Annotated in this window: 28 protein-coding genes; 15 read left to right on the top strand and 13 right to left on the bottom strand. The window is 68.8% G+C overall.

What is annotated here, in order from left to right; all coding sequences use genetic code 11:
* Positions 1–53: 53 nt before the first annotated feature.
* On the bottom strand, positions 54–1,010 hold the full coding sequence (locus VIM54_RS03640; protein WP_331899246.1) for a glycosyltransferase family 2 protein: 957 nt from the start codon (positions 1,008–1,010) through the stop codon (positions 54–56).
* Positions 1,007–1,831, bottom strand: coding sequence for a glycosyltransferase family 2 protein (locus VIM54_RS03635; protein ID WP_331899245.1), 825 nt, complete (start codon positions 1,829–1,831; stop codon positions 1,007–1,009). Before VIM54_RS03635 ends, VIM54_RS03640 begins: the two co-directional genes overlap by 4 nt.
* Before the next feature lie 455 nt (positions 1,832–2,286).
* Here VIM54_RS03635 and VIM54_RS03630 point away from each other — a divergent pair, with 455 nt between their 5' ends.
* Complete coding sequence (locus VIM54_RS03630; protein ID WP_331899244.1) at positions 2,287–3,432, top strand: glycosyltransferase; 1,146 nt, start codon at positions 2,287–2,289, stop codon at positions 3,430–3,432.
* Between the two features lie 23 nt (positions 3,433–3,455).
* Here the strand turns inward: VIM54_RS03630 and VIM54_RS03625 are convergent, their stop codons facing one another.
* From VIM54_RS03625 to VIM54_RS03610, 4 genes are all read right to left on the bottom strand, one after another.
* Positions 3,456–4,037, bottom strand: coding sequence for a serine acetyltransferase (locus VIM54_RS03625; protein WP_331899243.1), 582 nt, complete (start codon positions 4,035–4,037; stop codon positions 3,456–3,458).
* 138 nt (positions 4,038–4,175) lie between these two features.
* Entirely contained in the window at positions 4,176–5,039 is an 864-nt protein-coding gene (locus tag VIM54_RS03620) for a glycoside hydrolase family 16 protein (RefSeq protein ID WP_331899359.1), read from the bottom strand.
* Positions 5,040–5,208: 169 nt separating this feature from the next.
* Positions 5,209–6,189, bottom strand: coding sequence for a glycoside hydrolase family 16 protein (locus VIM54_RS03615; protein ID WP_331899242.1), 981 nt, complete (start codon positions 6,187–6,189; stop codon positions 5,209–5,211).
* Between the two features lie 199 nt (positions 6,190–6,388).
* A complete protein-coding gene (locus VIM54_RS03610; protein ID WP_331899241.1) occupies positions 6,389–7,660 on the bottom strand; it encodes a glutamyl-tRNA reductase in 1,272 nt (423 codons plus the stop codon).
* A gap of 74 nt (positions 7,661–7,734) precedes the next feature.
* Here VIM54_RS03610 and hemE point away from each other — a divergent pair, with 74 nt between their 5' ends.
* The 11 genes from hemE to hemL all read left to right on the top strand — a co-directional run bounded on the left by hemE (position 7,735) and on the right by hemL (position 17,093).
* On the top strand, positions 7,735–8,787 hold the full coding sequence (gene hemE, locus VIM54_RS03605; RefSeq protein WP_331899240.1) for a uroporphyrinogen decarboxylase: 1,053 nt from the start codon (positions 7,735–7,737) through the stop codon (positions 8,785–8,787).
* On the top strand, positions 8,780–10,069 hold the full coding sequence (locus VIM54_RS03600) for a protoporphyrinogen/coproporphyrinogen oxidase (RefSeq protein ID WP_331899239.1): 1,290 nt from the start codon (positions 8,780–8,782) through the stop codon (positions 10,067–10,069). The genes hemE and VIM54_RS03600 overlap by 8 nt, the downstream gene beginning before the upstream one ends.
* Before the next feature lie 75 nt (positions 10,070–10,144).
* Positions 10,145–10,462 (top strand): YtxH domain-containing protein, encoded by a 318-nt coding sequence (locus VIM54_RS03595; protein WP_331899238.1) that lies wholly within the window; start codon positions 10,145–10,147, stop codon positions 10,460–10,462.
* Positions 10,463–10,468: 6 nt separating this feature from the next.
* The gene (locus VIM54_RS03590; protein WP_331899237.1) at positions 10,469–10,879 is read left to right on the top strand and encodes a phage holin family protein; all 411 of its coding nucleotides are present in this window, start codon (positions 10,469–10,471) and stop codon (positions 10,877–10,879) included.
* Positions 10,876–11,100 (top strand): DUF3618 domain-containing protein, encoded by a 225-nt coding sequence (locus VIM54_RS03585; RefSeq protein WP_331899236.1) that lies wholly within the window; start codon positions 10,876–10,878, stop codon positions 11,098–11,100. The genes VIM54_RS03590 and VIM54_RS03585 overlap by 4 nt, the downstream gene beginning before the upstream one ends.
* An 87-nt stretch (positions 11,101–11,187) precedes the next feature.
* Positions 11,188–11,856 (top strand): hydrogen peroxide-dependent heme synthase, encoded by a 669-nt coding sequence (hemQ, locus tag VIM54_RS03580; protein ID WP_331899234.1) that lies wholly within the window; start codon positions 11,188–11,190, stop codon positions 11,854–11,856.
* On the top strand, positions 11,853–13,004 hold the full coding sequence (locus tag VIM54_RS03575; protein WP_414673160.1) for a ferrochelatase: 1,152 nt from the start codon (positions 11,853–11,855) through the stop codon (positions 13,002–13,004). The genes hemQ and VIM54_RS03575 overlap by 4 nt, the downstream gene beginning before the upstream one ends.
* Positions 13,001–13,966 (top strand): hydroxymethylbilane synthase, encoded by a 966-nt coding sequence (gene hemC, locus VIM54_RS03570; protein WP_331899233.1) that lies wholly within the window; start codon positions 13,001–13,003, stop codon positions 13,964–13,966. Before VIM54_RS03575 ends, hemC begins: the two co-directional genes overlap by 4 nt.
* The gene (locus VIM54_RS03565) at positions 13,963–14,748 is read left to right on the top strand and encodes a uroporphyrinogen-III synthase (protein WP_331899232.1); all 786 of its coding nucleotides are present in this window, start codon (positions 13,963–13,965) and stop codon (positions 14,746–14,748) included. The genes hemC and VIM54_RS03565 overlap by 4 nt, the downstream gene beginning before the upstream one ends.
* A complete protein-coding gene (gene hemB / locus VIM54_RS03560; protein WP_331899231.1) occupies positions 14,741–15,718 on the top strand; it encodes a porphobilinogen synthase in 978 nt (325 codons plus the stop codon). The genes VIM54_RS03565 and hemB overlap by 8 nt, the downstream gene beginning before the upstream one ends.
* 37 nt (positions 15,719–15,755) lie before the next feature.
* Entirely contained in the window at positions 15,756–17,093 is a 1,338-nt protein-coding gene (hemL, locus tag VIM54_RS03555) for a glutamate-1-semialdehyde 2,1-aminomutase (RefSeq protein ID WP_331899230.1), read from the top strand.
* Positions 17,094–17,186: 93 nt separating this feature from the next.
* Here the strand turns inward: hemL and VIM54_RS03550 are convergent, their stop codons facing one another.
* The 4 genes from VIM54_RS03550 to VIM54_RS03535 all read right to left on the bottom strand — a co-directional run bounded on the left by VIM54_RS03550 (position 17,187) and on the right by VIM54_RS03535 (position 20,426).
* Positions 17,187–17,927 (bottom strand): tyrosine-protein phosphatase, encoded by a 741-nt coding sequence (locus VIM54_RS03550; RefSeq protein WP_331899229.1) that lies wholly within the window; start codon positions 17,925–17,927, stop codon positions 17,187–17,189.
* Between the two features lie 96 nt (positions 17,928–18,023).
* Complete coding sequence (locus VIM54_RS03545) at positions 18,024–18,416, bottom strand: DUF1304 domain-containing protein (RefSeq protein ID WP_331899227.1); 393 nt, start codon at positions 18,414–18,416, stop codon at positions 18,024–18,026.
* Between the two features lie 44 nt (positions 18,417–18,460).
* A complete protein-coding gene (locus tag VIM54_RS03540; protein ID WP_331899225.1) occupies positions 18,461–19,486 on the bottom strand; it encodes a 6-phosphofructokinase in 1,026 nt (341 codons plus the stop codon).
* Positions 19,487–19,556: 70 nt separating this feature from the next.
* On the bottom strand, positions 19,557–20,426 hold the full coding sequence (locus VIM54_RS03535; RefSeq protein WP_331899223.1) for a rhodanese-related sulfurtransferase: 870 nt from the start codon (positions 20,424–20,426) through the stop codon (positions 19,557–19,559).
* Between the two features lie 149 nt (positions 20,427–20,575).
* Between VIM54_RS03535 and VIM54_RS03530 the strand changes: the two genes are divergently transcribed.
* Positions 20,576–21,562, top strand: coding sequence for a DNA-3-methyladenine glycosylase 2 family protein (locus VIM54_RS03530; protein WP_331899222.1), 987 nt, complete (start codon positions 20,576–20,578; stop codon positions 21,560–21,562).
* A 14-nt stretch (positions 21,563–21,576) separates the two neighbouring features.
* Complete coding sequence (locus tag VIM54_RS03525) at positions 21,577–22,122, top strand: acyl-CoA thioesterase (RefSeq protein WP_331899220.1); 546 nt, start codon at positions 21,577–21,579, stop codon at positions 22,120–22,122.
* Positions 22,123–22,138: 16 nt separating this feature from the next.
* On the opposite strand, the gene VIM54_RS03520 is transcribed toward VIM54_RS03525, so the two are convergent.
* From VIM54_RS03520 to VIM54_RS03510, 3 genes are all read right to left on the bottom strand, one after another.
* Positions 22,139–22,330, bottom strand: a complete 192-nt coding sequence (locus VIM54_RS03520; protein ID WP_331899218.1) for a hypothetical protein — start codon at positions 22,328–22,330, stop codon at positions 22,139–22,141.
* A gap of 90 nt (positions 22,331–22,420) precedes the next feature.
* Positions 22,421–23,971: an NAD(P)/FAD-dependent oxidoreductase gene (locus tag VIM54_RS03515; RefSeq protein WP_331899216.1), complete on the bottom strand. Its 1,551-nt coding sequence runs from the start codon at positions 23,969–23,971 to the stop codon at positions 22,421–22,423.
* Positions 23,968–24,513 (bottom strand): MarR family winged helix-turn-helix transcriptional regulator, encoded by a 546-nt coding sequence (locus tag VIM54_RS03510; RefSeq protein WP_331899214.1) that lies wholly within the window; start codon positions 24,511–24,513, stop codon positions 23,968–23,970. Before VIM54_RS03510 ends, VIM54_RS03515 begins: the two co-directional genes overlap by 4 nt.
* 83 nt (positions 24,514–24,596) lie before the next feature.
* Here VIM54_RS03510 and VIM54_RS03505 point away from each other — a divergent pair, with 83 nt between their 5' ends.
* Entirely contained in the window at positions 24,597–25,181 is a 585-nt protein-coding gene (locus VIM54_RS03505; protein WP_331899212.1) for an NAD(P)H-dependent oxidoreductase, read from the top strand.
* Positions 25,182–25,244 lie beyond the last annotated feature (63 nt).

The raw sequence follows: 25,244 nt of genomic DNA, 5'->3' as shown, positions 1-25,244 counted from the left end.
AGCTCAAGCGTTCGCATTGCGAGGCCCCTTCCCCTGTCGCGAGGGCCCTGCTGTCACGTCGCAGCCCTGTGCTCCGTTGAGACTAGCGAATCGTCTGCGCGCGCGTGGGTGATCCCGTAGAGGTAGCCGAACCCGGCTGAGACGAGGGAAAGAACAATTGCGAACGCCGCAGCGGGGCGTCCATGTGAAAGCTCGCGCCACACACCGCCAGGAAGCATCCGCCCGGCATAGCTGCGCTCGCTCGACAGCGCGTCCTGGGGACCGAGGTCTCTGCTGAGGGCGGCCTTCGAGACACCTTCGAAGAAGCTGCGTCGGCGAAGGTAGCGCCACGTGACCCTGTCCGGTGTGACTCGATGATGCACGACGCTGCGAGGTTCGAAAATCACCCGGCTATTCGGGTTCAGCTGGCGCAGCTTGATGCACACCTCGGTCTCCTCCCCGCCCAGGGGAACCTGACCGACACGACCGGTGTCCACGTTGAACCCGCCGATCGCCAGGAGCGCCGAGCGCCGGAAGATCATCGAGCAGCCAATGACGTTGCGCACCTCAGAGCGTTCGCTCGGCTGGCCTCGATAGGTACAGCCGACGACCCAGAGCAGCTCGGGTGGGAGGGTCGACGGCGGCCGGCCCGATGGCCAATCGGGCACTGCGCTCCCGCCGGCCCCCACGATGTCGTCGTTCACGAAGCATTCGACGAGCAATCGAAGCCAGTCGTCTGCCGCCACGGCGTCATCATCGAGGAAGGCAATCAGGCTGCCCTCGGCCGCCTCGAGGCCGGTATTGCGAGCCCCCGACAGTCCCTGCCGGTGGCGGTTGGACACGACTCTGACGCCGGTCTCCGACCACCGCTCCTCGACTCGGCGAAGGAGCTCGCTCTCATGGTCTATGACGACAATGACCTCTGATGCTTCCGGCTGGGCACGAGCGGAGTTTATCGCCAACGCGAGGTCGCCCCATCGTCGCTGCGTGTAGGCGCAGACGACAACGCTGACGGTGGCGTGGTGGGTCATGCGGATCTTCGCGCAGTCGGGTCAGCATGCTCGACGATCGAGTGGGCTGGATGCGCCGAAACGGCGTTCGCGTGGGCGAGCACGCGAGGGCATTCCATCAGAATGGTCTCGAGGACTCGGAATCCGTCGCGCATCGCGTGAAGGTTACTCTGGCCGAATATTCTCCGCTGCTCGACGCTCGGAACCTCCGCGACCCTGAGCTTTGCCGAGGTGACACGGCAATCGAGAACCGTCTCGATCTCGAATCCGTCGCCCCAGTAGGTGTGCCCGTCCTCAGCCTTCGGAAGCGAGTTATCTGGCAGGTCGAAGGACGGGACCACGCTTGTCCAGAAGGCGTTGTAGCCATAGCAGAGGTCGGTGTAGTGCGTGTTGAATAGCAGGTTCGCGAGCGCGTTGAGGGCGAAGTTGCCCAAATGGCGCGAGAGGGTGATGTCCTTGCTTCCGCCGCCGGCGCAGAAACGGGTTCCCTTGGCAAAATCGGCGCCTGCTAGAAGCGCGTCGACGAACGCGGGGATTTCGGAGGGGTCGGCGGAACCGTCGGCGTCGAACGTGACGATGACGTCCCCGGTGACGGCGGCGAAGCCGCACGCGAGCGCGTTGCCTTTGCCCGAACGGGTCTGCTCGATGATCTCGATGCTGGGCATCACCCGGCGGGCGGTGGCGACGGTGTCGTCCACCGAATGTCCATCAACGAGGACCACCTGGTGGACGGGCGGGAGTTGCGGGAGCATAACCTCCAAGTTCCTTGCCTCGTTCTTCGCAGGAATGACGATCGAAACGCGGGGGACCGCCGTCCGCAGCGGATTAGAGATCTCGGGCATAATGCAGCTCGTTTCGGGTCGAGCAAGACGTAATAAACCGACTGGCAGGTCGGCCAATTCTCTTCCGACCTGGACAAGCGATTTTCGGGTTGACGCTACATTCCAGTATACTTGTTTGGCCCCGTCCGACTTTGGGTCTTTGTGCCCAGAGATCACACTGGGCGAGGGCTGGTTCTGATAGAAATACTGAGAGTCTCTTTTCTTCCCCAATCGCGAGGATCGGCTAGCCGTCATGGACTGGCAATTGACGCGCGGCGGGGATCCACGCGCGGAATCGCGCGAACCCCTATGCAAATGCGGGCATGAACGCGACGCGCACGGCCATCATCGGCGCGGGTCGGACTGTGCTCTCTGCGGTGCGGATGTCTGCACCAAATTCAGCAGTAGTCGGGGCGCGGCGTCGGAGTGAGGTGCCGCTCCCAGCGCACGTCAGCGCGGACACTACCATCGGGGGTGTGAGACTTCTCATCGTCGCTGACGGCATACCGAACCGGGATCCGGAGCTGGGCGACGGCAGTTCGATGATCTCGTTCGAGATCATCAGGTCGCTGCCAGCCGAGATCGCGGTCACGCTGGTGACGCTGGGCTCGACACACGACATCCCCGAGGTAGTCTCCGCGAGGTGCGAGCGCGTTGTGACGTTCGGCAAGAGGCGGCACGAAGTCGCGCTGTTCCGCTCGCTGTTCTCGAGGTTGCAGGTTGCCGCAGAGGAGCGTTCAGTGGCCGGGGTTCGAGCCTGCGTCCGAGAACTGTCCGCCAAGAGCGATGTGACACTCCTTCACGGACCGCACATCCCCTTCGTGGGGAGGTACGTCCGCGGACCGATGGTCATGCAGGTGGTCGATCCCTGGTCGATCCGGATGGAGATGGAAGCACGACACAGCGCCGGATTGGTCGGCGCATACAAACGATTCAAGGCCGGTCGCGTTCTTGCCCTCGAGCAGTCGATTCCCGCCAGGGCGCGTCTGCTCACGGTCGGGCGCGAGGATGCCGCCCGATGGTCCGGACGACTCCATCGGGCGGTTCGAGGCATAGCGAACGGCGTCGACCACGCGGAGCGTGTTCCTCGCGAACCCGGCCCGCCCGTGGTGTGCTTTGTTGGCAGCCTCAACTACGCACCCAACATCGACAGCGTCACCATCCTTGTGGAACAGATCGCCCCTCTGGTGTGGCGGGATCTTCCCGAGACGCGTTTCACGATCGCGGGTAGACAACCGGCCAAGGCTGTCACGGATTTGCGGCGACCGGGGGTGGAGATCCTGGCCAATGTCCCGAGCATGACAGACGTCTTCAATTCCGCGGATGTCGCCGCGTTCCCGGACCGCGAAGGGCTGGGCATCCGCAACTCCGTTCGAGAGGCGCTCGGCGCCGGCATCCCCGTCGTCGCCACCGCGGCGGCGGCTCGCGAGGTGGAGAGCCAGGAATTGCTGACAACTGCGGAGGAACCGGCAGCGATCGCGGCGGAGATCGTCCGACTCCTGCGCGCGGCGGGTTCGACGGCGGAGAACCGAGCGGGTGACGTCGTGACATGGCGATCGTGGAAGAACGCAACGGCCGAGTACCTCGACGAACTCGAACTCGCGCACGCCACTTCCTCCTGATTGCAGGGCATGCCGTGCCAGTGTTACTCGGTGCCAATGGCTCCGGCCGGGGGGACGGCGGCATCGTGTGGAGGCTCTGGATCGTCGATCCGCACGAGGCGAGCGGGGTTGCCGCGCATCACTCCGCGCTCGGGAACGCTCTCGAATACGAGAGAGAGTGCGGCGATCCGGGCGTAGTCACCGACGTGAATGGGGCCGACGACGACGCAGCCGGCACCGAACTCGACACCGGTGCCGACGCTTGCGACGCCCTTCTCCGTTCCATCGCGTCGCACGATGTTGCCGATCGTGACGTTTTGCCTTAGAACGCAGTCGGAACCCATCACGACCGCGGGATTGAGCACGATGCCGTGCGGGTGGAATATTCGGAGTCGCGGACCGATCTGGCATTCCGGGGGAAGCTCGACCCCCACGAACAGCGACATCCACAGGCGGTAGATTCCCGCGTGCACGTACCCGATCGCACCCCAGTGCTGGTGCGCCCATTGCGCAAGCCGAAAGCCCACGAGAACAAGCTGCGAGTCGCGGTAGCCCTTGTTGGTTGCCCAATCTTGGAAGACCCACCTGAAGAAGCCCGGCGCGCCCCTCCGTTCGACCTTCGACACGTTCGACCCCCCCTAGCTTGAACGAGAAGCGGCTCTGGGCGTCTTCTTCGAATCAGCCCATCTTCCCCCGCCCCGCCCGTGGGCGACAACCTGGGGTTTCGCGCCAGCGCGCTTGAGGCGAGTCCTCGCTCTCCGACTTCAGCGCCAGACTCTCACCCAGTCGACGGCCAGGGTACTTCCGGTGGGTGGCGAGTAGCCCTCGAGGACCGTCAGGCTAAAAATCACATACATGGGATCGCGCGTCTCGGCCGGCTTGGTTGCATAGGGCTTGCCGTCCAGATAGGGAGTGGCGTGAATGCCATCCCAATACAGGCCGTAGGTGTGGTACGCGTCCAGATACGACGCATTCTCCTCGCCATAGCTGGCTAGACCGAGCTCGGGGCCCGACGCAGGATGAAAGTTGAACTTTGGCGAGCCGTCAGGCGGGTAGAACTCCAAGATGTCGATCTCCGGCGGCCATTTGCCGGACGGCTGGGTCCAAATGGAGTTCCAGCACCCCTGGCAGGAATTGACTCTGGTTCGCGACTCGATGTACGTGCCCGGGGTCAGGGAGAAGTGATTCTCGGACTGAATCAACCCGGAGACGTAGTGGTAGGTCTTTCCGTTGAGGGTGGCGGTGGACGGAGCGAGAGTCAGGTAGACATTCCCGTTCGATTCCGAGACTTGCGAACTCGCGTAGTAAGCGCCCTCCAGGGAAGGGTTGAATGGCGCGTCTCCTTGTGTTGTCGCGGCATATCGGCCGGTGCTCCATTTGCTGGTATCCAGCGTGGAGCCATTGAACTCGTCGGAGAAGACAAGGGTGGTTTTCGAGGAGGCCGGAGAGTTGTCATCGACGGTGGGGAGCAGACCGAGCGCCTTCGGGGTGCTGGTCGCCGACGGAGTCGGGGCGGCAGTTTTCACGGCCCTCGGCGCAGGATCTACGGTCAGGATGATCGCAATCGCCACCGCTATGAGCAGAAAGACAAGAACGATCACCGCGCGCCGGAGGCGCCAGACCCTCATGGGCACTGTCGCCCCCTCACGTTCCGAATGCCCGCCCGGGGCTGGAGGGTCGGGCCTCGAGTGCGGTGGTGCGCACAAGGGTCCCGCCGTCCGATCTCGTCAAGGCTATCGAGTGAGGCCGGATCCCCGACGTGCCCGTCCGCGGGGTACGTGAGTCATCGTGCTCTTCTCACGGCTTGTAAGCATACTGAACCGCCCAGTCGACCTGCAGGTGGCCGGCCGTGCTGGCTGCCGGCGCCGGTGCCCCGATATCGGTCTCCGCTTGAAGTGTCCATCTGAAGTTGGTCGACGGGACGCCCGCAGCGATGCTGGTCTGAGCCACGAGAACACCGTCCCAGAACCACTTGACCTTGCCGGGAGTCCATTCCGTGGTGGCAACGTGCCAGGTGGATGAATCCGTCGCCGACCAGCTTCGAGGGCTTACCGCGTCGAAGGACATGTTCCACGTCGAGTCGAGGCTCCCTTTGATCGCGGATGCCGGGCTCATCTTGCCGTTGAGGCTCCCTTCCGGCCAGTCGATCTCTCCCTCGTTCCAGTTGTCGCTCGACGGCCACAAGAGGAAAGCGATCTTGTAGCCGGGCAGGTACTCCGAGCGGAACCTGACCGAGTAGCGACCGTAGGTTTGCCCGGCGTAGCCGAACGGGATTGGGGTCGCAACCCTCGGTACCCCCCCTTCGGTATGCAGGTAGTAGTCCAACACGCCGTTGGACACTGAGAGCACTGAGTCCGGGGTGTAGGTTCCGTGTTTTGACGTGTCCGGGAAGCCGGAGTACCCACGCATGTCCGCGCCGTAGACCGTGCCAACCTGGCCGAGCGCTGCCGGCTTCGAAAAGTCCTGGACAGCAGTCTGCGTCCAGCCGGGGAGATTGCCCACAGGCATGGAGGCGGTTGACGTGGCGGTGGCGGTCGGAGTAGGCGTTGCGGTGGCGGTGGCGGTGGCGGTGGCGGTGGCGGTGGGCGTTGCAGTGGGAGTGGGAGCCGGAGTCCGGGCGACCTTCCGCGCGATCACTTTGGTCGCAGCGGTTTTAGCCGACGTGATCGTCGAGTGGATGGGAGCCGCCAGCGCCGCATGCGCACCCGATACGTTGAGAGTGGCCAGAAGTAGTGAATAGACCGCTATCGATGAAATGCGCTTGAATGGCCTGCTCATGACAACTCCCCCGAAATAAGACGATTCCTCCGTGGGAAAGGCAAGGCGCTGAGGCCGGGTCACGGTTCGCGAACCCGAGACTTCTCGAAGCGGTTTCCCCCGAAACGGCGATGTGCCAAGCACCGACAGTGGTGCCCCACGGGCCCAATCTACCAGCGATCATCGGTGTTCACCACCTCGCGTTGTCGAGAGGAGCGGACTAGGCGAGCCGGTCGAGCCCGTCGTTGATGATGGGCCGCGCGGTCGGCGGGGGAAGCTCGATGCCGAACAGCGCCACCACGGCCTCGTTGAACGACGCGGCCTCGCCAGCGCGGGCGAGCTCCCTGGCCCGAGCGGATGGCATGTGCAGCAGCACTCCGGCGAGATGGCGCAGCGCCGCCTCGGTGCGGCCGTCACTGTCGCCGCGGGCGCGAGCCCGATCGATCTCGGCATCGAGGAGACCGAAGACGTGCGCACGCAGGGCGACGATGGCCGGGGTGAGCTGTTGCTCGGCGGTGAGGGCGGCATGCTCGGACACGGCCTCGCTCACGAGCGCGCGGGCGTCGCTCGTGGCATTGAGTTCCTCGAGCGGCGCGTGCAGGCTCACCGTCTCGAGGTCGAGAAGTTCGATGCCCGGGATGGCCGCGATCGTTGGATCCACGTTGCGGGGGAGGCCGAGATCGATCACGATCCGGCGGCGACCCTGTGCCACGACCGCGGTCGTGATGACCGGGGTGCTCGTGCTGGTGCAGGTGATGACCACGTCGGCGCCGGCGATGGCGGATTGCAGGTCGTCGGTGGCGGCCATCCCGTGGCGCAGCGCGAAACGTGGGGCGCGCCCGGAGGCCGAGAACACGGTCAGGTCGGCGGCGCCGCGGTCCCGCAGAGCGGCGACCGTGGTGCCGGCGTACTGGCCGGTGCCCACGATGAGAACCCGGGTGGCCGTCCAGTCGGCGATGCGGCTCGAGGTGAGCTCGAGCGCGAGGCGCACGAGCGAGCGCCCAGCGCCGCCGAGCGCCGTGCGGTTCTTCACGCCGCGGGAGGTGTGGGCGGCCCGCTGGAAGAGGCGTTCGAGGCCGGAGGAGGTGGTGCCGGCCACGCGGGCCTCCTCGAGGGCCCGGCGCACCTGGCCGGAGATCTCGTCTTCGCCGAGGATCACCGATTCGAGACCCGCGGACACGGCGAAGAGGTGGCTCGCCACATCGTCGCCCTGCAGCACGCGCACCGAGGCGGTGAGCGCGTCCGCCTCGATTCCGCTGGCTTCGCTGATCACCTGCACGGCCCTGGCCGCCGCCGACTCGCTCGCGGTGGCGAGCGGTTCCTCGATCTCGAGGTAGGCCTCGAAGCGGTTGCAGGTGGCGAGCACTACGGCGCCCGTGACAAAGTCTCCGTTCTGCACCAGGATTCCGGCGGCCCGCGGCGCACCGATCGAGAGCTTCTCGAGAAGGTCGAAGCTCGCGTTCTGGTGGTTGGCGGTGAGGCAGAGAAGCACCTCGATAGCATACGCCCGCTCGCTGTCGAGTCCGCTGGGCGACCGTCCAGCGCCGCTCGCTCATACTTAAGGACGTGAACCTGCCTGCGCACCATCCCCTCGTCGACGGCGGAACGGCCGCCTCCCCCCTGATCAGGGCCTATCGCGGCGACCGCCCGGAGACCACCCCCGTGTGGTTCATGCGCCAGGCCGGACGATCACTTCCCGAGTACCGCGCGCTGCGGGTGGGAATGGCCATGCTCGACGCCTGCCTCGATCCCGAGCTCTCGAGCGAGATCACGCTCCAGCCGGTTCGCCGCCACGGCGTCGATGCGGCGATCTTCTTCAGCGACATCGTCGTGCCGCTCAGGCTCGCCGGCGTCGACGTGGACATCGTGCCGGGGCGCGGCCCGGTGCTCGGCGCGCCCATCCGAACGGCGCAGGATGTCGCCGCACTCCGCGCCCTCGACCCGGCCGCCCTCGCCCCGATCGCCGAGGGCGTGGCCCGCACCGTCGCCGAACTCGGGTCCACCCCCCTCATCGGGTTCGCGGGGGCCCCGTTCACGCTCGCCGCCTACCTCGTCGAGGGCGGCCCGTCCAAGGATCACCTGCGTGCGCGCACCCTCATGCACGCCGACCCCGCGGCCTGGGATGCCCTGCTCGGCTGGGCGGCGGACGTCACCGGCGCCTTCCTCCGCGCCCAGGTACTCGCCGGGGCGAGCGCCGTGCAGCTCTTCGACTCGTGGGTCGGATCGCTCTCCGTCGTCGACTACGAGTCGCGGGTCGCCCCGTTCTCGGCACAGGCGATCTCGCACGTGAAGGACCTCGGCATCCCGGTCGTGCACTTCGGTGTCGGCACCGGAGAGCTGCTCCGGTCGATGCACGCGATCGGCGCCGACGTGATGGGCGTCGACGACCGCATCCCGCTCGACGAGGCGTCGCGGCGGCTCGGATCGGAGGTGCCGCTTCAGGGCAACATCAACCCCGCGTTGCTCGCCGCCCCGTGGCCGGTGCTCGAGCGGCACGTGCTCGACGTGATCGAGCGGGGCCGCGCCGCGAGCGCCCACGTGCTCAATCTGGGACACGGGGTGCCTCCGGAGACCGACCCGGACGTGCTCACCCGCATCGTGGAACTCGCCCATGCCTGACGTCGTGGTCGTCGGCGCCGGCATAGCGGGGCTCGTGGCGGCACGCGACCTCGCGGCCGGAGGCCTGTCCGTGACCCTGCTCGAGGCGACCGACCGGCTCGGCGGCAAGGTGGCGAGGCACACGGTCGGCGGCATCGAGCTGGATGCCGGGGCCGAAAGCTTCGCCACGCGCCGCGGAACCGTCGCCGCGCTCGCCGCCGAACTCGGGCTCGAGCCGGCGATCGTGCAGCCGAACCCGGCCGGCGCATGGCTGCAGCCCGCGACCGGAGCGGCGCTCCCCCTGCCCAAGACGGCGCTTCTCGGCATCCCGGGAACCCCGCTCGCGGCGGACGTGATCGCCGTCGTCGGGATGCGGGCCGCCCTTCGTGCCCAGCTCGACGAACTCATGCCGAGCGCCGTGGCCGCGAAGGAACGCACCCTCGGCGCCCTCGTGCGGCGCCGGATGGGGGACGGCGTGGTCGACAGCCTCGTCGCGCCGGTCGTGATCGGCATCCATTCTCGACACCCCGACGAGCTCGATGTCGACGTCGTGGCGCCCGGCCTCCGCGGCGCGCTGCGCGGCGCGGGCTCGCTCGCCCACGCGGTGCTGAGGCTGCGGGATGCCGCGCCGGCGGGCACGGCCGTGTCCGGAATCGATGGCGGTATCTTCTCGCTCGTCGAGGCGTTGGGCGCCGACCTGCGCCGGCGCGGGGTGCTCATCCGCACCGGGGCGGTGGTCTCCTCGGTCGATGCCGGCGGCGTCACCCTCGCCGGCGCCACCGTCGACAGCGGCGAGCGGATCGACGCCCGGCGGGTGGTGCTCGCCGCGCCACTCGGAGCGGAGGCCGGAGCCTCGATCCTGCTCACCACCCTCGTGGTGGAGAGCGCGGCTCTCGATGCCGCGCCCCGGGGCACCGGGGTGCTCGTCGCGCCCGGCGCCCCCGGCATCCGCGCGAAGGCGCTCACCCACGCGACGGCGAAGTGGCCGTGGCTGGCCGCCCTGGCCGGCGAACACCGGCACGTGGTCCGACTCTCTTACGACGCGCGGCTCGTCGACGGCCTCGCCGCCGGCGCCCTCGAGCGACAGGCCGTCGCGGATGCCTCGGCCCTGCTCGACGTGCGAATCCGCCCGGAGTCCGTCGTCGGCTTCTCGGCGGTGGGGTGGGCACCCGTGCCGCCCGCGCCGAGCCCGATCGACGGCGTGACGGTCGTCGGCGAGGGCGTGGCCGGCACCGGTTTGGCTGGCGTGATCGCCCACGCGCGGCTCCAAGCTCAACGTTTGCTGCAAGGAGTGGCGCCCTAGCTCCTGGGGGCTACTGTGGAAGGCGTACCCGCTATAGAGCGCCTCGGCGCTGGCGCACAACGGAACGGAGCATTCATGCGAGGCAAACTACTCTTCCTCGTCGGACTGGCCGCAGGATACGTACTCGGCAGCCGGGCCGGCCGCGAACGTTACGAGCAAATCAAGAGGGCTACCAACCGCCTGTGGAACGACCCCCGGGTGCAGCGCCAGGTGAAGCAGGCCGAAGACTTCGCCAAGGACAAGGCACCCGAGGTGGCCGACTTTCTCGCCGAGGGCGCGAAGAAGGTCGTCGGCCAGGTGAGCGGCAGGCCGGCGAGCGCGAAGACGCGCCAGACGAAACGTCCGGCCGCCGCGAAGCATCCGGCCGCATCCAGCACCGACGCCGCGAAGTAGACGATCATGAGTGACGACGACCGCGGCAGACGGTCCCTGTTCGCGCTCATCGCCGACCTGCCGCGGCTGCTCGCCGAACTCGTCAAGGACGAGTTGGAGCAGCTCAAGCAGGAGATGCTCGCCAAGCTCAGGCACGCCGGCGTCGGCGTCGGACTCTTCGTCGCGGCGGGCCTGTTCGCGTTCTTCCTGATGGCGGTGCTCATCGCGGCGGCGATCCTGGGGCTCGCCGTCGTGCTCCCCGGCTGGGCAGCGGCGCTGGTCGTCGCGGGCCTGCTCCTGGTGATCGTGGCCATCCTGGTCGGCATCGGCGTCGCCCAGGTGAAGCAGGGCATGCCGCCCGCCCCGACCGAGACCATCACGAGCGTGAAGAAAGACGTGAATGCCATCAAGGGCATCGGAATGCGAGAGAAGCCATGAGTGAGCCCATCGAAACCCGCGTCTCGACGGCTCGCGTCGAGCTCGAGAGCGCGCTCAACGAGATCGAGGACCGGCTCAACGTTCCCAAGCAGCTGAGCCGGCTGTCGCGCCGCGCGAGGGCCGCGTACAAGGCCAACCCGCTGCCCTGGATCGCGGGCGCCACCGGCGCGATAATCGTGATCGGCGGGCTCGTCGCGTGGGCGATATTCTCTGACGATTAATCGCACCAGTCACACCGCTCCCAGCACCACGACAGAAAAGCAGCGCCGCTTTTTGATCTCGCCCACCGGCGAGGGAGGATAGACGGCATGAGCAACACCCCAACGCCCAGCGGGTACACGCTGTGGGCCGTCTACCGTCGTGATCCAGCAAACCCGGCGGGGACCGATCTCGAATCGCTGCGTGCGGCGGTGAACGCCGTGGAGGCTCGCGGCGTGACCGTGCGCGGCTTCTACGACGTCTCCTCGCTGCGGGCAGACGCCGACCTCATGGTCTGGCTGCACGGCGGAGAGCCTGAGACCATCCAGTGGGCCCTCCGCGAACTGCGTCGCAGCGACGTGATCAGGAACCTGCTGCCCACCTGGAACGCGATGGGCGTGCATCGCGATGCCGAGTTCAGCGCGAACCATCTGCCGGCATTCATGCGCGACAAGGAGCCGGAAGCCTGGCTCACCGTGTACCCGTTCGTGCGTTCGTACGACTGGTACATCCTGCCGGAGGAGGAGCGGCGCACCATGCTCGCGGACCACGGCCGCAAGGGGGCCGAATACCGCCAGGTGCTCGCCAACACCGTCGCCTCGTTCGCCCTCGGCGACTACGAGTGGATCCTCGCGCTCGAGGCGCCGCAACTCGTCGACCTCGTCGACCTGATGCGCACCCTGCGCCAGACCGAGGCCCGGCGCCACGTTCGCGAAGAGGTGCCCTTCTACAGCGGGCGCCGCATCCGCCTCGAGGAGATCGCCGAGGTGCTCGAGTGACGGTGGTGCAGAACGCGACACCCGCCGCGGCCTTCGGGCCAGAGTACGTGACGGAACCGACCGCCTACGACGCCATCCTGCTCGCGAGTTTCGGCGGACCAGAGGGCCAGGACGACGTGATCCCGTTCCTGCGGAATGTGACCCGCGGGCGCGGCATCCCGGAGGAGAGGCTCGAGGAGGTCGCCCACCACTATCGGGCGTTCGGCGGCGTGAGTCCCATCAACGCGCAGAACCGTGAGCTGAAGGCCGCGCTCGAGGCGGAGCTCGCCCGGCGCGGCATCGACCTGCCGGTGCTGTGGGGCAACCGCAACTGGGCGCCCTCCCTGAAGGATGCCTTCGTCGAGGCGAACGAGCGCGGTTTCGCCCGGCTCATCGCGATCGGCACCAGCGCGTACAGCTCGTACTCCAGTTGCCGCCAATACCGCGAGGACTACGCCGCGGCGCTCGCCGACACGGGCCTCGAAGACGTGATCCAGATCGACAAGGTGCGCCAGTTCTTCGACCACCCGGGGTTCGTGCAGCCCTTCATTGACGGCGTGCGCGGTGCGCTCGCCTCGATCGCGGCGGAGGGCATCCCGCTCGAGCAGACGCACGTGCTGTTCTCCACCCACTCGATCCCCGACGCCGATGCCGCGAAGAGCGGGCCGGCGTTCCGCGGCTTCGGCGACGGTGGCGCGTACGTGGCCCAGCACAGGGCGGTCGCCGAAGTCGTGATCGCCGCCGCGGGTGACGCGCCCGCCTGGGACCTGGTCTTCCAGAGCCGCTCCGGACCGCCGAGTGTGCCCTGGCTCGAGCCGGACGTGAACGACGCGATCCGCGACCTCGCCTCCACGGGCATCCGTGCCGTGGTGATCGTGCCACTCGGATTCGTGAGCGACCACATGGAGGTGAAGTGGGATCTCGACACCGAGGCGATGGAGACCGCGCAGAGCCTCGGCGTGCTCGCGATCCGCGTACCGACCCCCGGCGTCCACGCCGCCTATGTCTCCGGGCTCGTCGACCTCGTGCTCGAACGGCGCGACGCGGTCCCGGTCGCCGACCGGCCGGCCCTCACCGAACTCGGACCGTGGTACGACGTGTGCCGGTCAGGCTGCTGCGAAAACGCGCGACTCGGATTCAAGCCTGCGGTTGCGGGGCTGCAGCCGTGACCTCACCATCGTCCGCCGGCGACGTCATCCGCATCGGCACTCGGGGCAGCGCCCTCGCGCTCGCCCAGACCGGAGTGATCGCGGCCGCCGTGGCCAAGGCCTCCGGGCTTGAGGTGGAGATCGTGCCGATCGCGACGGAAGGCGACCACTCCGCCGAGTCCCTCGCCACCCTCGGGGGCACCGGGGTCTTCGCGAGCGCCCTGCGCGAGGCGCTTCTCGGCGAGGTGTGCGACCTCGTCGTGCACTCGCTCAAGGACCTCCCCACGGCGGGCTATCCCGGCCTGCGCATCGGGGCGGTGCCCAGGCGAGCGGATGCCAGGGACGCCCTGTGCGCGCGTGACGGCCTCACGCTCGAGGCCCTCCCCGCCGGTTCGCGGATCGGCACCGGCTCGCCGCGCCGCGCGGCCCAGCTGCGCGGCAGGAGGCCGGACGTCACCGTGGTCGACATCCGCGGCAACGTCGACACGAGACTGCGCAAGGTCGAGTCCGGCGAACTGGACGCCGTCGTGCTTGCCGCGGCGGGTCTCACCAGGCTCGGCAGGCTCGACGCCGTGACCGAGTTCTTCGAACTCGGCCGCTGGGCAACCGCCCCTGGGCAGGGCGCGCTCGCCATCGAGGTGCGCGAGGGCCACTCCGCCTCGTTCGCGGCGATGCTCAAGACGGTCGACCACCCGAATACCCGCCTCGCGGTGTTCGCCGAGCGGGCGGTGCTCGCCCGGCTCGAGGCCGGTTGCGCCGCGCCCATCGGGGCGTCGGCCGTGATCGACGGCGAGCTGCTCTTCCTCACGGCCACCGTGTACGCGCCGGACGGGTCGAGTTCGCTCACCAGTTCGCACGCGCTCGTTCTCGAGGGGTCGGCCGCCGAACGTGCCGGCCTGCCCTGGGAGCTGGGCGACCGGGTGGCCGACGAGCTTCTCGAGCTGGGTGCCGCCGACATCGCACCGCTCGGGACGGCATCGTGACCCCGCATCGCGCGGGCAAACCGCTCGCCGGGTGGCGGGTGCTCGTGCCCCGTGGCGGCAAGTGGGGGGACAGCGTGGCGGCGACCCTACGCTCCTACGGCGCCGTTCCGGTGATCGCGCCGATGATCAACTTCGCGAGCGCCGAGAACCCGCGCACGCTCTCCGACGCGCTCAAGCGGCTCGAACGCGGCGACTTCGATTGGCTCGTGATCACCAGCGCCACGACCGTCGACGTGCTGATGAGCCAGCAGGTGACGGTGCCGTCGACCACGCGCATCGCCGCCGTCGGCGAGACGACGAGCGCGGCCCTCGCGCTCGCCGGCTACCGGGTGGACTTCGTGCCCGAGAGCGACAACTCCGCTCGTGGCCTCGTGAAGGAATGGCCGGCGTCGGCGATCGTGGGGCGGGTGCTGATCCCCCAGTCCGACATCGCCGAGCCGACCCTCGTCGCCGGGCTCACGACCCTCGGCCTCGAGGCGGAGTTCGTGGCCGCCTACCGCACCGTGGGCGTGCCGGTGTCCGAACATGTGGCGGCGGATGTCGCCTCCGGTCGCATCCGGGCGGTGCTGATCACCTCCGGCTCCGTCGCGCGCCAGGTGCAGGCGCAGCTCGCTCCCCTTCCCGACGACACGATCGTGGCCGCGATCGGACCACGCACCGCCTTCGACGCGCGAGCGGCCGGGATCACGGTTCACCTCATCGCCGAATCACGGTCTGCGCTCTCGCTTGTCGAGACGCTCGCGGAACACGCGCTCGCGGAACGGACGCAGAACAATGAGTGAGGGCCCGACCATCCGCCCGCGCCGCCTGCGCAGCACCCCGGCGATGCGCCGCCTCGTCTCCGAGACTCGTCTGCACCCGGCCGAGCTCGTGCTGCCGATGTTCGTGCGTGAGGGCGTGAGCGAACCGGTTCCGATCACGTCGATGCCTGGCGTGGTGAACCATTCGCTCGACAGCCTGCGCAGGGCCGTCGTCGAGGCGGCCGAGGCGGGAATCGGAGGGGTGATGCTGTTCGGCATCCCCAGCCACAAGGATGCGTTCGGCTCCGGGGCGACCGACGACGGCGGCATCCTCAACGTGGCGACCCGCGCGGTGATCGAGGAGGTTGGCGCGAGCATCGTCGTGCAGACCGACCTCTGCCTCGACGAGTTCACCGACCACGGCCACTGCGGTGTGCTGGATGCCCGCGGCCGCGTCGACAACGACGCGTCGCTCGAACGCTACCGCGACATGGCCGTCGCCCAGGCCACGGCCGGCTCCCACCTGCTCGGCCTGAGCGGCATGATGGATGGCCAGGTCGCCGCCGTGCGCGACGTGCTCGACCAGAACGGTTTCACGGACACCGCGATTCTCGGCTACGCGGCCAAGTACGCCTCGGCCTTCTACGGCCCGTTCCGCGAGGCGGTGCAGTCATCGCTCGAGGGCGACCGCCGCAGCTACCAACTGGACCCCGGCAACCGGCGCGAGGGTCTGCGCGAGGTGATGCTCGACGTCGAGGAGGGCGCTGACGTGGTGATGGTCAAGCCGGCCATGAGCTACCTCGACGTGCTCGCCGATGCGGCGGCCGTGAGCACCGTGCCGGTCTGGGCCTACCAGGTGTCCGGCGAGTATTCGATGATCGAGGCCGCGGCGGCGAACGGCTGGATCGACCGTCGCCGAGCCATCGAGGAGTCCGTCCTCGGCATCAAGCGCGCCGGCGCGGACGCCGTGCTCACCTACTGGGCCACCGAGCTTGCCGGCTGGCTGCGCTGACCATGATTCTGCCGGCACCGATGGAACGGAACATGTGATGGGCACGAACGAGCACTACTTCACCCGGGCCAAGCTCTCGATCCCCGGCGGCGTGAACTCGCCGGTTCGGGCGTACGGGTCGGTCGGCGGCACGCCGCGCTTCCTCGTCTCCGCGCGGGGCGCGTACGTCACGGATGCCGAGGGGCGCGAATATGTGGACCTCGTGAGCTCCTGGGGTCCAGCCATTCTCGGGCACGCGCATCCGTCGGTCGTCGAGGCCGTGCAGGATGCCGCGGCGAAGGGGCTCTCCTTCGGGGCATCCACTCCCGGCGAGACCGAGCTTGCCGAGCTCGTGCGCGAGCGGGTGCGAGTGGGCGACCAGCGTGCGGTCGAGAAGCTGCGGCTCGTCTCCACCGGCACCGAGGCGACGATGACCGCCATCCGGCTCGCCCGCGGCGCGACCGGCCGTGACCTGCTCGTGAAGTTCGCCGGCCACTACCACGGGCACTCCGACGCCCTTCTCGCCGAGGCCGGCTCCGGCCTCGCGACCCTGGCCATGCCCGGCTCGGCCGGGGTCACCGCCGCCACCGCGGCGCAGACCCTCGTGATCCCGTACAACGACCTCGCCGCCGTGCGCGCGGTCTTCGCCGAGCACGGCCCCAACATCGCCGCGGTCATCGTGGAGGCGGCCGCCGCGAACATGGGTGTCGTCGCGCCGGAGCGCGGCTTCAACCGAGCGCTCGCGGCCATCGCCCGCGAGAACGGCGCCCTCACGATCTTCGACGAGGTGCTCACCGGGTTCCGCGTCGGCCCGGCCGGCTGGTGGGGCCTCGAGGCCGCCCGCGTGGTGCCGGACGGCGCGGGCTGGCAGCCGGACCTCTTCACTTTCGGCAAGGTCATCGGCGGCGGCATGCCGCTCGCGGCGCTCGGCGGCCGCGCCGAGATCATGGACCGGCTCGCCCCCCTCGGCCCGGTCTACCAGGCCGGAACGCTCAGCGGCAACCCGGTCGCCGTCGCCGCGGGCATCGCCACCCTCAGGGCTGCGGATGCGGCGGTCTACGCGAAATTGGACGCCGTGGCAGACCGGCTCTCCGTCGCCGTCTCCGCCGCTCTCGCCGCGCAGGGAGTGGAGCACACCGTGCAGCGCGCGGGCAACCTGTTCTCGTTCGCCTTCGCCACGAGCGCCCCGCGCAACTACGCCGAGGTGAAGGCCCAGCAGGCGTTCCGCTACGCCCCGTTCTTCCACGCCATGCTCGACGCGGGGGTCTCACTGCCCCCGTCGGTGTTCGAGGCCTGGTTCGTCTCGGCCGCCCACGACGACGCGGCGGTCTCCCGCATCCTCGATGCCCTGCCCGCAGCGGCCCGCGCCGCAGCGGCCGCTGTGCCTCCCGCCTGACGCGCCCCGGTCGTCATCGCTCGCTTCCGTCGAGATGCCCACTTCGGCCCGTAAATCGCGTCGGAAAGGGGCCGAAGTGGGCACCTCGGTGAGTCAGGGTGCGGCAAGCAGCTGGGACAGCCGTGCGATCTCGGCCCGCGAAATGCCGATCGACGCCAAATAGTCGCCGACATCGAGCGGCTCAAGCCACTCCACGAGAGCATCTCGCCGATCCCGGATGCGCGACAGCAGCGTCTCGTCGCTGTGGGCCTCCTCGCGCCGCGGTTCTGGCGTCGTCCACAGGTGCGCGTTGACCCGCCGGACCGCCGCCTCGTAGTCATCGGCGATCGCCTCAACCGGAACTCCGGCCAGCCGAAGAACGAGTGCCGTGACGAGTCCGGTGCGATCGCGTCCCGCCGAGCAGTGCACGAGCACCGCGCCATCCGCCCCCGCGATCGCGTGGAACACGGCCGCGAACTTCTCGGGGGAGAAGGCGAGATTGTCGGCATAAGACGCCGGGCTGTCGAGCAGCGGGCCGCAGACGCGACGGAACTCCGGGTCATCCGGATCCTCGGTGGGCAGATTGACACGGATGATCCCCGCGAGCGCCGATTCGTCGATGACCGGATGCGCCGCCTCGCGACCAATCTCGGACGGGTTGCGCAGGTCCACCACGAGCCGCACGCCCCCCGAGATCGCCTGGCGCCAGCCCTCGTCCGTCAGAAACTCAGGCCGACCGGACCGATAGAGCCGGCCAAACGCGGTCGCGCCACCAGAGACGATCGGCAGCCCGCCGAGGTCGACGGCGTTGAACGCGCCTTCCCAGGTCACCGGAGTCGCGAGGGTCGAGGTCATAGGCCCGGAGTCTAGCTTCCGCACCCTTCACCGAGATGCCCACTTCGGGCCCCGAATCGCGTGGGAAAGGGACCGAAGTGGGCATCTCGGCGAGAACTACAGCAGCGACAGCAGCAGGAACACAATGCCGAGGAGGGGGAGCACTCCCTGGATCGCTGCCGAGCGGGCGTTCGCGCGACCCGTCGAGATCAACACGAGGGCGGCGAGCACCATGCTCCCTGTGCCCATGAAGATCAGCGCGAGACCGGCCGGGCGACTGGAGGCGAGCAGCAGCATCCCGACGACGATGCCGATCGTGAGGAACAGGTTGTAGAAGCCCTGGTTGTAGGCCATCGGCTTGAGGGTGTCGGCATCCGCCTGGCTGGCGATTCCGAAGATCTTCCAGGTGCGGGGGTTCGTCCAGCTGAGGCTTTCGAGTGTGAAGATGTAGACGTGGACGAGGGAGGCGAGTCCCGCGAAGGCCAGTCCGATTACGAAGAGTGCAGTCATGCTCGCAAGTATGGCGGATGCGGCGACCGAGGCTGCGGTCGGCGTCAGCCGAAGAGGATGGCGGCCTCGTCGTAGCGTGACTGGGGCACCGTGTTGAGCTTGCCGAGGGCATCCTCGAGGGCAACATGGGTGATCGTCGTGCCGCTGAGCGCGACCATCCGGCCCCACCGTGAGTGCATGATCATGTCGACGGCGGCCATGCCGTAGCGGGTGGCGAGTACCCGGTCGAACGCCGTGGGGGTTCCGCCCCGCTGGATGTGGCCGAGGGTCGTCGCCCGGGTCTCCATGCCCGTGCGCTCCTCGATGATCGGGGCGATGAGCTCGCCGATCCCGCCGAGCCGCGGACGGCCGAACGCGTCGAGGCCACGCTCGGAGTGTGCGTCGTCCATGGAGTCGAGGTGGAAGCCCTCGGCGACGACGACGAGCGGCGCCCGGCCGCGGTCCCGCACGGAGGTGACCCAGGCCACGATCTGGTCGATGCTGGTCTTCTGCTCCGGGATGAGGATGGCGTGCGCGCCGGCCGCCATGCCGGAGTGCAGGGCGATCCAGCCGACGTGACGGCCCATGACCTCGGCGACCATGCAGCGGCCGTGCGAGTCCCCGGTCGTGCGCAGGCGGTCCATCGCGTCGGTCGCGATCTGTACCGCCGTGTCGAAGCCGAAGGTGTAGTCGGTGGCGGAGAGGTCGTTGTCCACCGTCTTCGGCACGCCCACAATCTTTATACCGGCATCCGTGAGTCGCTTGGCCGCGGCGAGGGTTCCTTCGCCGCCGATCGCGATGAGCGAGTCGACCCCGAGGCGGTCCATGTTCTCTTTGATGCGTTCCGCGCCGCCCTCGCCCTCGAAGGGGTTCGTGCGCGACGTGCCGAGGATCGTACCGCCCTGCTTGGCGATGCCCTGGATGTCTTTGCGCTCGAGGGTGACGATGTCGCCGTCGACCACTCCGCGCCAGCCGTCGCGGAAGCCGACGAACTCCTGCCCGTAGATCTGGGTGCCCTTGAGAACGGCGCCCCGAATGACCGCGTTGAGGCCCGGGCAGTCTCCGCCGCTGGTGAGAATTCCAATGCTCATGGCACCATCATTCCGCAAGTTCGGGGTTGCTCCGTTCACCAGCCTCTCGAGGCTCCGCTCGGCCGTCGCGTCAGGGCAGCGGATGCCGCGCGCAAGCGGTCGTCGCGGCGTGCTCCGCGCACACGACGAGCTGTTCGCGGCAGGACAGCTCGCCGCAGTTCTGCATGTGGCTCGTCGGTTCGCCGCACCGATAGCAGCGGCCGATGGTCAGGGCGTCCTCGGAGAAGTCGATCGACATCCGATTGTCGAAGACATAGAGCGAGCCCTGCCAGAGGCCCGTGTCGCCATAGGTCTCGCCGTATCGGGCGATTCCCCCGTCGAGCTGGTAGACCTTCTCGAACCCGCGGCTCACCATGAGGGAGGAGAGCACCTCGCACCGGATGCCGCCCGTGCAGTACGTGACGACCGGCTTGTCCTTGAGGTGGTCGTACTTGCCGCTGTCGAGCTCGGCCACGAACTCTCGGGTGTTGGCGACGTTGGGCACAACGGCACCGGCGAACCGGCCGATCTCGGCCTCGAAGGCGTTGCGGCCGTCGAAGAAGACCACCTCCTCGCCTTCCACGAGCTCGTGCAGACGCTCGGGGCTGAGCCTCTCACCGCCGCCGATCACGCCGTTCTCGTCGACGCGCAGCTCACCCGGCGCGCCGAAGCTCACGATCTCGTCGCGCACCCGCACGCTCAGTCTCGGGAAGTCGTCGCCGCGGCCCTCGCTCCACTTGGCATCCAGCCCGGCGAACGGCGCATACTCCCGCGTCTTGCGCAGGTAGCGCTTCACGTCCTTCAGCTCGCCGCCGACAGTGCCGTTGATGCCGTCCTTCGAGACGAGGATGCGGCCGCGCAGGCCGAGCGACTCGCACAGGTCGCGCTGCCAGAGCCGGATCGCGTCCGGGTCGGCGAGTGGCGTGAAACGGTAGAACAGCAGGATCTTGGGGACGGCCACCGACCGATTCTACGTTTTTCCCGCTGCGTGGTTCCGGCACGGGGTGTCACCCCTCCCCGTTTTCGTGATGTCAATTCGACGTGACGTCATGTCGAATGGACAACCGCCATCGGAGGCGGAGGCGGAGTGGGGGACGTAGTCTGCTGTGCATGGAAACGCCGATCGCGACCGATGCCTCGACCGATGCCTCGACCGATGCCTCGACGGATGCCGCGACCGATGCCGCGCCACTGCGCTCCACCTACGCGCCGAGCCACCCGGTCAGCCTGAGCCTCACCCTGCGGCCGCTGAGCCGCGGCAGCCAGGACCCGACCATGGTGTGGGACGGCTCCGGCGTCTGGCGCACCCTGCCGACCCCGGCCGGACCGGCCACCCTGCACCTCGCCCAGCGCGCCGGCGAGATCCTCGCCACCGCGTGGGGCGCCGGAGCGGAGTGGGCGATAGCCGGCGTGCCGGAGTTGCTCGGTGACGGCGACGAGCCGGGCGATTTCGATGTGTCGCAGAACCCGTTTCTCGCGGATTCCCGCCGCCGCAACCCCGGACTGCGGCTGCTGCGCACCGGGCTCGTCTTCGAGATGCTGCTCGCCGCGGTGCTCGAGCAGAAGGTCACCGGCACGGAGGCGCGCCGGGCCTGGAGCCAGCTCATCCGGGCGCACGGCGAGCCGGCGCCCGGCCCGGCCCCGGCCGACATGAGGGTCTTCCCGTCGCCGCGGGTCTGGCGGATGATCCCCTCCTGGGAGTGGCACAGGGCGGGCGTCGGCCCGCAGCGCTCGCGCACGGCGCTCGCCGCGGCCTCTGTCGCCGCGGGGCTGGAGCGCACGCTCGCCATCGGCCGGGGCGGGCCGGAGGTCGTGTCGCGGCTGCGGTCGGTGCCCGGCGTCGGCGTGTGGACCGCGGCCGAGACGAGCCAGCGCGCCCACGGCGACCCGGACTCGGTGAGCGTCGGCGACTACCACCTGCCCGCCGTGGTCGGCTGGGCGCTCATCGGCAAGCCGGTCGACGACGACGGGATGCTCGAGCTCCTCGCCCCGTGGACCGGGCACCGGCAGCGGGTCATGCGGCTCATCGAGGCGAGCGGGTTCGCCAAGCCGCGCTTCGGGCCGCGGATGACGATCCAGGACCACCGCTCGCACTGAGCTAGCGTGAAGCGGTGCACCTTCTCTTCAGGACTTTCCTCGTCTGGCTTCGCCGCAACCGCCCGGGACTCGACGTGCACGACGTCGGCCGAATCAGCTTCCGGGTGCTGCCCACCGACCTCGACGTGCTCGGGCACATGAACAACGGTGTCTACCTCTCGATCATGGATCTCGGGCGCATGGACCTCATGCAGCGCTCCGGGGTGCTGCCCCGCCTGATGAAGGCGGGCTTCTACCCGGTGATGGCGGATGAGACCATCAGTTTTCGGCGCTCCCTGCAGCCCTGGCAGCGATTCACCATCGAAACCCGCATTGTCGGTTACGACGAGAAGGCCGTCTACATCGAGCAGCGCGCCGTGGTCGGAGGAGAGATCTACGCGCGGGCGACGATGCGTTCCCGCTTCGTGAGAAAGACCGGGGGCACGGTGTCGACGGCCGAACTCGCCTCGGTCGCCGGTATCGACATTTCCGACGACACCCTGCCGGAGTGGGTCACTCGCTGGGCGGCGGATGTCGCCCTTCCGCCCGCGCGCGGGTCGGCGCCGAGCGAGTGGGACTGACCGCCGCTCGTGGCTGCTACTCGGCTGGCTGGTCGTTCGCCGGCGACTCGTCGTGCTCGCCGAGCGGACCTCCGCCGAAGTCGGCTGCGCCCGCGGCGTCCGCCGTCTGCTTGAGGAGTTCGTCCGCCGAGGCCTGGGCGGCCGCCGCTTCCGCGGCATCCCCGGCCGCTGAACCGCCCTGGTTCGCAAACTGGTCGAATGTTGCCATCGCTTGCTCCCTGTTCGAGTACTGCTTCGAGAGAGCCTAGCCAGCGGCGGGCCCGTTGGTAAAGAGGCGGACCGCATCCCGCGGGCTCGATCAGCGGACCTCGAGCACCGCCATCGCGGCGTTGTGGCCCCCGATGCCGCTCACGCCGCCACCGCGCCTCGCGCCGGCTCCGCAGAGGAGGATGCGGTCGTGCGCCGTCGCGACGCCCCATCGCTCGGCGGGGGTCGCCAGGGCATCCGAATCGTCGGCGAACGGCCAGGACAACGGGCCATGGAAGATGTTGCCCCCCGGCAGGTGCAGGGCATCGTCGAGGTCGAGGGTGGTCTTCGTCTCGAGGCAGGGCCGGCCGGCCGCGTCCGTCATCAGCAGCGGTTCCACCGGTTCGGCGAGCACCGAGTCGAGCGAGTCGAGCACCGCGCGGGTGAGCCGTTCGCGCATGGCGCCGTTGTTCTCCGGAGTAATGAGCCGATCCGGCGTGTGCAGCCCGAAAACCGTGAGCGTGTGGGCGCCGGATGCCGAAAGCTCCGGAGAAAGGATGCTCGGGTCGGTGAGCGAGTGGCAGTAGATCTCGGCGGGCAGCGGGCTCGGCAGCTCGCCGGCGGTCGCCGATCGGTAGGCCCCATCCAGCTGCGAGTAGCCCTCGTTGATGTGGAAGGTGCCACCGAACGCGGCGGCCGGATCTACGCCAGAGTCGCGCAGGCGGGGCAGCCGTTCGAGCAACAGGTTGACCTTCACCTGCGCGCCCTCCGGGCGCTCGGGCGCCGGCTCTCCGAGCAGCCGCGCGAGCACGTGCGGCGCGACGTTCGCGAGGATCGTCGTGGCCGCGATCGTGCGTTCGGTGCCCAGGTGGCGGTAGCGCACCTCGCCGTCCGGGGTGAGCGCGGCGACCTCCGCACCGGAGACGAGCGTGGCGCCGGCGTCGCGGGCGGCATCCTCGAGTGCGCTGGTGACGGCGCCCATGCCGCCGGCCGGCACATCCCAGTCCCCGGTCTCGCCGCCGATCACATGGTAGAGGAAGCAGCGGTTGGCCGCGAGGGTCGCGTCGTGAGCCGGCGCGAAGGTACCGATGAGCGCGTCGGTGAGCACGACCCCGCGCACGAGGTCGTTCGCGAAGGTGCGTTCGATCACCTCGCCGATGGGCCGCTCGATGAAGTCGTGCCACGAGCGGTCGTCGTCGACCGCCCGCCGCGCCTCTGCACGGGTCATCAACGGCTCGCCCACGCTCGGGAAGAGCGCGCGGGCGAGGTGCGCGGTCCGTCCGTAGAAGTCGTGCCAGGCGGCGGCGTCACCCGCGGCGCCGACCGCAGCGAACGACCGTGCGGTGGCCTCGGCGTCGCCGTTGTCGACGAGCAGGCCGCGCGTCGTGCCCGGTTCCGGTGTGTATGAGGAGTACCGCCGGCGGAGCAGACGGATGTCGAGGCCGAGTTCCCGGATGATCCGAGCGGGAAGCAGGCTCACGAGATAGGAGTAGCGGGAGAGTCGAGCGTCGACGCCCTCGAACGCCTGGGCGGAGACCGCGGCGCCGCCGAAGTGGTCGAGCCGCTCGAGCACGGTCACGGTCCTGCCCGCCTGCGCGAGGTAGGTTGCGGCGACAAGGCCGTTGTGCCCGCCGCCGACGATCACGACGTCCCGGCCGCTCACGCGGCGTCGCCGTGCAGCGGGGTCTCGCCGTCCGCCGGGCTGTCGCCGTGCAGGGGGGTGTCGCCAAGGGGGGCGTCCTCGTCGGCGGCGCAGCCGATGGCGTCGACCACCCGGCCGGAGAGTCTGAGCAGGCGCTCGGCATCCTCCGGTTCGAGCACATCGAAGAAGTAGCGCCGCACCGCGGCGAGGTGGCCGCGAACCGCGCGCAGCACCGCCCGTCGCCCGTCGGGGGTGAGGCCGATCCATGATCCGCGCGCGTCCGTCTCGCACTCGGCCCTGGCCACCAGCCCGCGTTTCTCCATGCGGGAGACGAGGTGCGACACGCGGCTCTTCTCCCAGCCGATGCCGCCCGCGATGTCCCGGCTTCTCAGCTGGCGGTTCGGCGCGACGTTGAGCGCGAAGAGCACCTCGTACTCGGAGGCGGAGATGCCGGAGTCCCGCTGGAACTGCAGGTCGAGGGCACGGTCGAGCCGCCGGCGCATCACGTAGAAGGCGCGCCAGACCTCCAGTTCGGTGTCGCTCAGGGTGTCCGTGTCGCTCATGACACCATTCTACCCGTTAGTTGACACATCAACCAATGTCTGATTATGTTGACGCATCCCCAACCTGCACGGAAAGGCTCACTGTGTCTACAAAGATCGGCATCATCATCGGAAGCACCCGCCCGGGACGCAATGGCGGGGCGATCGCCCGCTGGGTGAACACGATCGCGTCGAAGCGCACCGACGCCGAATTCGAGGTCGTCGACCTGCTCGACTACAACCTGCCGCACCTCGACGAGGCCGTTCCGGCGTCGCGGGGCCAGTACGCGAACGACCACACGAAGGCGTGGGCGGAGAAGATCGCCGAGTTCGACGGCTACATCTTCGTGACCCCCGAATACAACCACAGCACGTCAGGGGTGCTCAAGAACGCGATTGACTACCTCTACGCCGAGTGGAACAACAAGTCGGCCGGCTTCGTGAGCTACGGCGGTTCCGGGGGAAGTCGAGCGGTCGAGCACCTTCGGCTCGTGGTGGCCGAACTGCAGATCGCCGACGTGCGCGCCCAACTCGGCCTCTCGCTCGTGTCCGACTTCGAGAACTACACGACCTTCATCCCGACCGCGCGGCACGAGGCCCATCTCGACTCCGTGCTCGAGCAGACGGTGGCCTGGGCGGGTGCGCTCAAACCCCTGCGTGAGACTGCGCGCGAACTTTCGGCGGCTTGATCGGCTCGGCCCATTGCGCCGAGGTCACCGGAATCGCTTCAACCGGAGCGCCGCGGGTGCCCG

Source organism: Lacisediminihabitans sp. (assembly GCF_036569425.1).
Taxonomy (GTDB): domain Bacteria; phylum Actinomycetota; class Actinomycetes; order Actinomycetales; family Microbacteriaceae; genus Lacisediminihabitans.
The sequence above is the reverse complement of the archived record's forward strand: the minus strand, read 5'-3'. Positions and strand labels throughout refer to the sequence as shown.